This window comes from Aphanothece hegewaldii CCALA 016 (assembly GCF_003007785.1).
In the GTDB taxonomy this organism is placed as follows: Bacteria; Cyanobacteriota; Cyanobacteriia; order Cyanobacteriales; family Microcystaceae; genus Chroococcus; species Chroococcus hegewaldii.
In genome coordinates this window covers 19,219-28,087 of record NZ_PXOH01000046.1, presented here as the reverse complement: position 1 = coordinate 28,087, position 8,869 = coordinate 19,219, and the positions used below count along the sequence as shown (strand labels likewise).

The 8,869-nt window shown below is 40.2% G+C and carries 7 protein-coding genes; 6 read left to right on the top strand and 1 reads right to left on the bottom strand.

Annotated features, from left to right (window positions below):
* Positions 1-70: 70 nt before the first annotated feature.
* Positions 71-964 carry an FG-GAP repeat domain-containing protein gene (locus C7H19_RS23015; RefSeq protein ID WP_106459251.1) on the bottom strand — a complete coding sequence of 298 codons (894 nt, stop codon included), beginning with the start codon at positions 962-964 and terminating at the stop codon, positions 71-73.
* A 499-nt stretch (positions 965-1,463) separates the two neighbouring features.
* Between C7H19_RS23015 and C7H19_RS23010 the strand changes: the two genes are divergently transcribed.
* From C7H19_RS23010 to C7H19_RS22985, 6 genes are all read left to right on the top strand, one after another.
* A complete protein-coding gene (locus C7H19_RS23010) occupies positions 1,464-3,008 on the top strand; it encodes an ABC transporter ATP-binding protein (RefSeq protein ID WP_106459250.1) in 1,545 nt (514 codons plus the stop codon).
* A gap of 2 nt (positions 3,009-3,010) precedes the next feature.
* Entirely contained in the window at positions 3,011-3,694 is a 684-nt protein-coding gene (locus tag C7H19_RS23005) for a cysteine hydrolase family protein (RefSeq protein WP_245927731.1), read from the top strand.
* 57 nt (positions 3,695-3,751) lie between these two features.
* Complete coding sequence (locus C7H19_RS23000; protein ID WP_106459249.1) at positions 3,752-4,954, top strand: BMP family ABC transporter substrate-binding protein; 1,203 nt, start codon at positions 3,752-3,754, stop codon at positions 4,952-4,954.
* 48 nt (positions 4,955-5,002) lie between these two features.
* Entirely contained in the window at positions 5,003-6,091 is a 1,089-nt protein-coding gene (locus C7H19_RS22995; RefSeq protein WP_106459248.1) for an ABC transporter permease, read from the top strand.
* A 14-nt stretch (positions 6,092-6,105) separates the two neighbouring features.
* On the top strand, positions 6,106-7,032 hold the full coding sequence (locus tag C7H19_RS22990) for an ABC transporter permease (RefSeq protein WP_106459247.1): 927 nt from the start codon (positions 6,106-6,108) through the stop codon (positions 7,030-7,032).
* Positions 7,033-7,236: 204 nt separating this feature from the next.
* Positions 7,237-8,580 carry a restriction endonuclease subunit S gene (locus C7H19_RS22985; protein WP_106459246.1) on the top strand — a complete coding sequence of 448 codons (1,344 nt, stop codon included), beginning with the start codon at positions 7,237-7,239 and terminating at the stop codon, positions 8,578-8,580.
* The last annotated feature ends 289 nt before the right edge of the window (positions 8,581-8,869 follow it).

Here is an 8,869-nt window from a genome sequence, read left to right as displayed (position 1 = left end):
AATTTTTACCTACTAGCAACAACTAGAGCCACTAAAAGCTTACCACAAATATACAATTAATTATGCATTGTTACTTAAAAGGACTGGTAGGAGGTTGGGTGAAGTTTACGGGTTTTGGGGTTGGAATGTTCTCGAAGTATTTCAGGATGCCGTTAGCTTCTCCAACAACGGCATCAAGATCGCCGTCCGAGTCAATGTCAGCAAAGGTGGGCTTGCTATAAGACCCCACATCGATGCCATTAAAGGGGTTAGATGTTCCTGTTTGCAAGGTGTAGACTGGAGCAAGTGCCGTCCCTGTATTCTTATAGTATTTGAGCGTGCCGTCAAGTGCTCCAACAACCGCATCAAGATCCCCGTCCGAGTCAATGTCAGCAAAGGTGGGCTTGCTATAAGACCCCACATCGATGCCATTAAAGGGGTTAGATGTCCCTGTTTGCTCCGTGTAGACTGGAGCAAGTGCCGTCCCTGTATTCTTATAGTATTTGAGCGTGCCGTATTTTTCTCCAACAACCGCATCAAGATCCCCGTCCGAGTCAAGATCAGCAAAGGTGGGCGAACTAAACAAACCCACATAGATGGTATTAAAGGGGTTAGATGTTCCTGTTTGCACCGTGTAGACCGGAGCAAGTGCCGTCCCTGTATTCTGATAGTATTTGAGCGTGCCGTATCTTTCTCCAACAACCGCATCAAGATCCCCGTCCGAGTCAATGTCAGCAAAGGTGGGCTCGCTCAAAGAACCCACATCAATGCCATTAAAGGGGTTAGATGTTCCTATTTGCACCGTGTAGACTGGAGCTAGGGCTGTCCCTGTATTCTGATAGTATTTGAGCGTGCCGTATCTTTCTCCAACAACGGCATCAAGATCCCCATCCGAGTCAATGTCAGCTAAGGTGGGCGAACTCCAAGTCCCCACATCGATGCCATTAAAGGGGTTAGATGTTCCTGTACGTTCGGTAAATGTCATGATTATTCTCCAAAGGGAACTATTGACAAATTATTTTTTTTGTGGTAGATAAATAATTTTCTACTGCATTAAGTAATTCTTCAACAATCTTCTTTCATCTAATCGTTTATTTACTTGATTCGCAGCGATCGAGATCACCAGCAACCTGTGTTCAAGATCACACCGTAAAAACACAGGTAATATTAAATCCGTTATGAATATCCCCTTATGCTCTGATTGTACGAGATTGGTCTTTCTACCCTATATATGACTGGGCTTGGAAACTAAGCCCCTACATGAATTTGTCGGGACGCACTATGAAGCGTCTGTAAGGGCGAATTTGGGATAAACACACAAATGCACAAAAAACTTAACAAAAAAAGTAATTTGTGATACTCAATGCGATCGATAAATTTGTCAAGCTATGAGTCACTACTTGGTATACAGAACACAAAATTAAATTTTTTTAGACATTAAACGCAAATCTTGACAAATTAACCTAAATATGCACTATTAATCGATGGACACGGCAACAATACGCACATCAGTACAAATAGAAACACCCTCCGAACTCGAAGTCGTCAATATGAGCAAACGATTCGGTTCTTTAGTCGCTTTGGATCATGTTTCAATGAAAATAAAACCCGGTAGTTTTCATGCACTACTAGGGGAAAATGGCGCGGGCAAAAGTACCCTAGTCAAATGTATTATGGGATTTTACACCGCCACCGAAGGACAAATTCTTATTGATCAACAAGAAAAAACGATTCATAGTCCCCGTGATGCTCATCAATACGGAATTGGCATGGTATATCAACACTTTACCTCAGTTCCCTCGATGACCGTTGCCGAAAACTTAGTACTTTCCCGTTTTGATAGTACTAATATGATCAACTGGAACAAAGAATATGAGGCATTAACCGCCTTTATGAAAACCTCGCCCTTTCAAGTTCCCCTCAATCTTCCCATTGCTCAATTAGCGGCAGGACAAAAACAAAAACTAGAAATCTTGAAGCAACTATATTTAAAAAGTAGCATTTTAATTTTAGACGAGCCAACATCGGTACTCACTCCCCAAGAAGCTGACGAAGTATTAGGACTACTGCGCGAACAAGTAACAGACGGAAAATTAAGCGTATTGATGATTAGCCATAAATTCCGAGAAGTAATGGCTTTTGTTGATGAAATTACCGTATTAAGAAAGGGTAAGTTTGCGGGAAATGGTTTAGTTAAAGATTTAACCATTTCGGATATGGCTGAGATGATGATGGGCGAAAAACGTCAACCGCAACCCGTCAATAAAACAACCTCAACGGCAACAACACCCGTATTAGAAATTAAGGAACTACAAGCGAACAAGGATAACGGTCTAAGTGCGGTTAAAGGAGTCAATTTAAAAATTAATCAAGGCGAAATTGTCGGAATTGCGGGAATTAGTGGCAATGGTCAACGAGAATTGGTCGAAGTCTTAGCGGGGCAACGTCCAGCAACAGGGGGACAAATGCTCGTACATGGTGAAGTCTATCAAGCAACCCGTAAAGAAATCGCCAAACATCATGTATTTGCCTTACCCGAAGAACCCCTACGCAATGCCTGTGTACCTCATATGAGTGTCTCGGAAAACATGGCACTAAGAACATTTGATCGTCCCCCCCAATCTAAAGGATTTTTACTCATTCTCCAAGCAATTCGTCAAGCTGCCATCGGTTTAATCAAACAGTTTTCAGTAAAAACGCCGTCACCCGATACCCCAATAAGTCATCTTTCTGGGGGAAATGTACAAAGGGCGGTGTTAGCAAGAGAATTATCGGCTGATAGAATTGATCTTTTGATTGCTGCAAATCCCTGTTTTGGTCTGGATTTTGCCGCAGTGGATTTTATACATAGTGCCATTATTGAAGCGAGAAACCGAGGGGTTGCTGTGTTACTCGTGAGTGAGGATTTAGACGAATTACTGAAATTAAGCGATCGTATTTTCGTCATCAGTGATGGACAATTTGTCTATGAAAGTAACATAGATGAGGCTGATTTTACAACAATCGGTCAGCGCATGGCAGGACATTAGAGATGATGGGATCAATTCAAGCGCAACCTTACGATTACGAACTTCCGAGTAATGGAAAAGTAGCTTTAATAATTATTGATATGCAGCGAGATTTTCTAGAATCTGGCGGTTTTGGCGAAGCATTAGGGAATGATGTTAGCCTATTGCGATCGATTATTCCCACCGTTCAGAAGTTATTAGAAGTATTTCGCGCTAATCAATTACCCGTTTTTCATACAATCGAAGGTCACAAACCCGATTTATCCGATTGTCCTCCCGCTAAATTAGAACGGGGTAAAGGCTCACTGAAAATTGGCGATATGGGAACGATGGGACGAATTCTAATATTAGGTGAAATGGGTAATAATATTATTCCTGAATTACAGCCGAAAGATACAGAAATCGTCATTAATAAGCCTGGTAAAGGGGCGTTTTATGCAACAAGCTTACAGGAACAATTACAAGAAAAACAAATTACTCATCTAATTATTACTGGAGTAACCACAGAAGTTTGTGTGCAAACAACCATGAGAGAAGCAAATGATCGCGGTTATGAATGTTTATTAGTTGAAGATGGAACAGAAAGTTATTTCCCACAATTTAAACAAGCCACACTAGAAATGGTACGCGCTCAAGGTGGTATCGTGGGTTGGACGGCTCATTCTACTGATATTATTCAAGCATTCGAGGGATGGAAAACAGGATAAAAATAATTAATTTATTCATCCATCAACATCGTTTTTAAAAGGAAAAAAACAGAAAAAATGAGATACAGAAAAACATTTAATCTATCGCGTCGTCAAATTATTCGAGGCATACTCGGAGCAACTGCCTTTGGTGTAACTTCTAAACTAACAACTGGATGCAGTAAAAATGCTGAAAATACAACCTCTCAAACTAATCAAACTAATGCTAGTCCAACAGCAAGCCCTAGTGAGATTGTAGTCGGATTTCTCTATGTTGGGCCAAAAGATGACTTTGGTTATAATCAAGCACACGCACAAGGGGCGGCGGGAATTGCCAAATTACCAGGTGTGAAAGTAGTTGAGCAAGCAAATGTACCCGAAACCAACGAGGTACAAGAAGCTATGCGGAGTATGATCGAACAAGATGGGGCTAAATATCTTTTTCCGACTTCTTTTGGCTATTTTGACCCTCACGTCCTAAAAATGGCTCAAGAATTTCCCGAAGTACAATTCCTCCATGCAGGGGGACTTTATCAAGAAGGCGTAACCCCGAAAAATATCGGTAGTTATTACGGTTATATCGATGAAGCGCAATATGTTGCAGGAATCGTCGCGGCTCATATGTCAAAATCTAATAAGTTAGGTTTTATTGCGGCTAAACCAATTCCCCAAGTTTTAAGAAATATTAACAGCTATACTCTCGGCGCACGAAGCATTAAACCCGATATTACCACTCAAGTGATTTTTACAGGTGATTGGTCAGTTCCAGTCAAAGAAGCTGAAGCGGCTAATAGTATGGTAGATCAAGGAATTGATGTACTCACCTGTCACGTAGATAGCCCAAAAGTAATTATCGAGACAGCCGAAAAACGAGGGATTTACTCCACAGGCTATCATGCTAATCAAGCAGCCTTAGCACCCAAAGGCTATCTAACAGGCGCTGAATGGGATTGGACAAGTATTTATACTCAGTACGTCGAAATGTTTCAATCGGGTAAAACCTTGATGGATGGCGGAATTCCTCATGTCGTTCGCGGTGGTTTTAAAGAAAAATTCTTGGCACTTTCTCCTTATGGTCCTGCGGTTAATGATGCTGCGAAAAAAGATGGCGATGCAGCTAAAGCCAAGCTTACAGATGGCTCTATGGTAATTTATACCGGAGAAATCAAAAATAACAAAGGAACAACGATCATCGCTTCTGGTAAATCTTTCCCGCAAAAAGATCCAGAACTAGAAAAAATGGCTTGGCTAGTTGAGGGTGTTGTTGGCAATATTAGTTAACCTAAAAACGTCATTTTCAATGAAATATCTTGACAAATAGAATATTTTATGATAAGTAACCGTCGAAATTTCCTCAAAACATCAGAAAGTATAGTCATTCCTCTGGCTGCTATTCTGGTTGCTCTAATTATCTTTGGCCTATTTTGCTGGTTTGCTGGGGCGAATCCTTTGGCGGTGTATGCCTCGATTTATAAAGCCGCTTTTGGGTCTGGGAGTGCTTGGCAAAACACCCTATTACGAGCGAGTCCATTGATGCTCAGTGCCTTGTGTACGGCTCTACCAGCCCGTTTAGGTCTCGTGATTATCGGGAATGAAGGGGCGATCGTTTTGGGGGGATTAGCGGCGGTTTCTGTGGGTCTAGCCATTTCATCCGCACCCTCTGTGATCGTACAAATTGCAATGGCTTTAGGGGGAATGATTGCCGGGGGCTTATGGATAGGAGCAGTCGGCGCACTTCGTCATTATCGGGCAGTTAATGAAACCATTAGTAGCTTACTGATGAATTATATTGCGATCGCCATTCTCAATCAACTGGTCAATGGGCCGATGCGTGATCCAAGTTCTCTCAATAAACCCTCTAGCTATCCTTTAGATGCTGCTGATATGTTAGGAACGATTCCGGGGACTCGTGTTCATTATGGCTTGATTTATGGGTTGATTGCTTGTGCGATCGCCTATTTTCTCATTCAACGGACTACTTTTGGTTTTGCTGCGAGAACTGCCGGGGGAAATATTCGCGCCGCCCGTTTAGCTGGTATTCCCGTTGGTAAACTCACAATGGCGGTTTGTTTTCTAGCGGGTTCCTGTGCAGGTTTAGCGGGAATGGTAGAAGTTGCCGCCGTTCACGGTCGCGCTAATGAGTCTCTCAATGCTAATTATGGTTATGGTGGAATTTTGGTCGCCTTTTTCGCTCGTCATAACCCTTTAGCCGCCGCATTAGTCTCTATTTTACTAGGAGGGATTTTAGCCAGTGGTGGAATCTTACAACGAGTCCATCAATTACCCGATGCGACTGTTCTGGTTTTTCAAGGCATTGTTTTTCTAGTCGTGCTGTATAGTGAATCACTTTACGGTAAATTTACGATTTTCCAAGAACAGACCGAACGTCCAAAACCAGCAAATACCGTTACTGTATAGGAGAGAAATCACACATGGCAGCCGAATCTATTGGATGGTGGGGTGTTCCATTAGGTATTCTAGCTGGAACCTTACGAGGTAGTGCGCCGTTTTTATTCGTCTCATTAGGAGAATGTTTAACAGAAAAAAGCGGCAAAATTAACCTAGGGCTAGAAGGAACACTTTTAACAGGTGCGATGAGTGCCTATGCAATTTCCTATCTTACCGGTTCACCCTGGTTAGGAGTCATTGTCGCGGGACTATCGGGAATGGTTTTAGGGGCAATTCATGGATGGCTATGTCAACAACCAAGAGTAAATGATGTTGCTGTTGGTATTGCGATGATTATTTTTGGTAGTGGTATCGCTTTTTTCTTTGGCAAACCTTTTATTCAGCCCGTCGCCCCTCCCTTACCGTCTTGGCAATTTGGCAATTGGAGTAATCTTCCTGCGCTAAAAAGTGCCTTACAAGTTTGTCCCTTATTTGTCGTAGGCGTTATTTTAGCACCTTTGATGCAATGGTTTTTCCGTTCGACTCGTTGGGGTTTGTTTATTCGTGCCGTCGGTGATAGCCCTGATGCAGCTAAAGCGATGGGTTTATCCATCTTTAAAGTACGGATGCTTAGTATTATTGCTGGAAGTTTTTTAGCAGGAATTGGCGGCGCGTATCTATCCCTATATTATCCAGGAAGTTGGACAGAGCGCATTTCTAGCGGACAAGGTTTAATGGCAGTTGCTTTAGTAATTTTTGCTCGTTGGAACCCCATTCAATGTCTTTATGCGTCGTTACTGTTTGGGGGAGCGCAGGCGATCGGGCCAACTTTACAAGCCGTTGGTGTAGACTCTTATTATTACCTCTTTAATGCCTCCCCCTACATTCTCACCTTACTCATTATGATCATTACCTGTTCACCCAAACGTAGTTTAATCGGTGTTCCTGGTGCATTAGGGACGGATAATTGAAGATAAAAGTTAGAACAAATTTTGCTTTAAATTGATATGTAATACCAAATCCGATTTGATAGACTCTTTTGACAAAGTGTAGGGGTTTGGTCTTCAAACCCTATAGATGTATTTCATTAATACAGATAAAATGTAGGGGTTTGGTCTCCAAACCCATTATCATTTAGAAGAGTCGAGTCGAATTGATGGCTTAAGTGAGGGAACTTGAGAAATGATTCTCAGCAATGGAAACAATATCCTAAGTATAAAAATTCTGGTGTTGAATGGTTGGGGATGATTCCTGATGGTTGGAATATTTTTAAATTAAAACGAATGGCAGAAATAAATATAAGTAACGTTGATAAAAAAACCGAACTTAATCAAGAAAAAGTCTTACTTTGTAATTATGTGGATGTTTATTATAACGATTATATAACTAATAAATTAAATTTTCTGGAGGCAACAGCTACTAAAGAGCAGAAAAAAAGATTTGAATTAAAAAAAGGAGATGTTTTATTAACCAAAGATTCAGAAACTTGGGATGATATAGCGATTCCTGCTTGTGTTGAAACTGATTTAGATAATGTTTTATGTGGATATCATTTAGCTCACATACGTCCTCATCCTAATAAATTATACAGTAAATATCTTTTTAGAGCTATTTCGGCATCTGGATTAAAAGAGCAATTTTGGGTGGCAGCAAATGGGGTGACTCGTTTTGGACTATCAAAATCATCTATTACTAATGCTTTATTTCCTCTTCCTCCCTTTTCCGAACAAGAAAAAATCGCTCAATTTCTCGACAAAGAAACCACGAAAATAGATAATCTAATCAATAAAAAACAACGTTTAATCGAACTTCTGCAAGAAAAACGCACAGCACTTATTAGTCATGCAGTTACGAAAGGACTTAACCCAGATGTACCCATGAAATATTCAGGGGTTGAATGGTTGGGTATGATTCCTGAGAGTTGGGTTGTTAGTAAAGCTAAATTAATTAGTTCTATATTTGTTCCTCAAAGAAACAAACCCGATTTAAATACGGTTGATGGAGTACGCTGGATAACAATGGAGAATCTTATATCACCATCTATCAATCTATCACTTTCTGGTTATTTTGTTAGCCAGTCAGCATTACTCCAAGCAGGTTCTAAAGTTTTGCCTAAAGAATGTATTATTGCTAGTTGCGTTGGTAACTTTGGTATAGCTTCTGTTAATCTTATTCCTGTTGTTATTAATCAGCAACTACAAGCTTACATACCCAACAAGCAAAAAATTGATATTTGGTTTTTCAGATATTTTATAACGTCATCAAAAATCTATTTTGAGCTAGTAGCGACATCGACAACTTTAGTTTATGTCAATCAAACAAGTTTTGGCGAATTACCAACAGTTCTTCCACCTCTCGCAGAACAAGAAAAAATAGCCGAATATCTCGACATCCAAACGCAAAAAATAGACAACCTTATCAACAAAACACAAACCAGCATCGAATACTTAAAAGAATATCGTACTGCTTTAATATCTGCTGCGGTAACAGGAAAAATTGATGTTAGAGAGGAAGTCTAATGAAAATTTAAGCTAGAAATATTGCTCATATTAGATAGCATTTTTCTTAGGTACAGATAAAATGTATGGGTTTTGTCTTCAAACCCTATAGATGTATTTAATTAATTTGAGAAATACTCAGTAAGTGGTCATAGAAATTAAGAAGTTTGAAATGTACGCTCTTCGATAGGTTAGTTTAAAGGCTTTGGAGACCAAACCCCTACTATATATCAAATTTGACTTTATTTCATAAAATAAAGTTTTAAAAATATTTACTCTGTTCTGCAATTAAATCATAGCTATAGTCTGA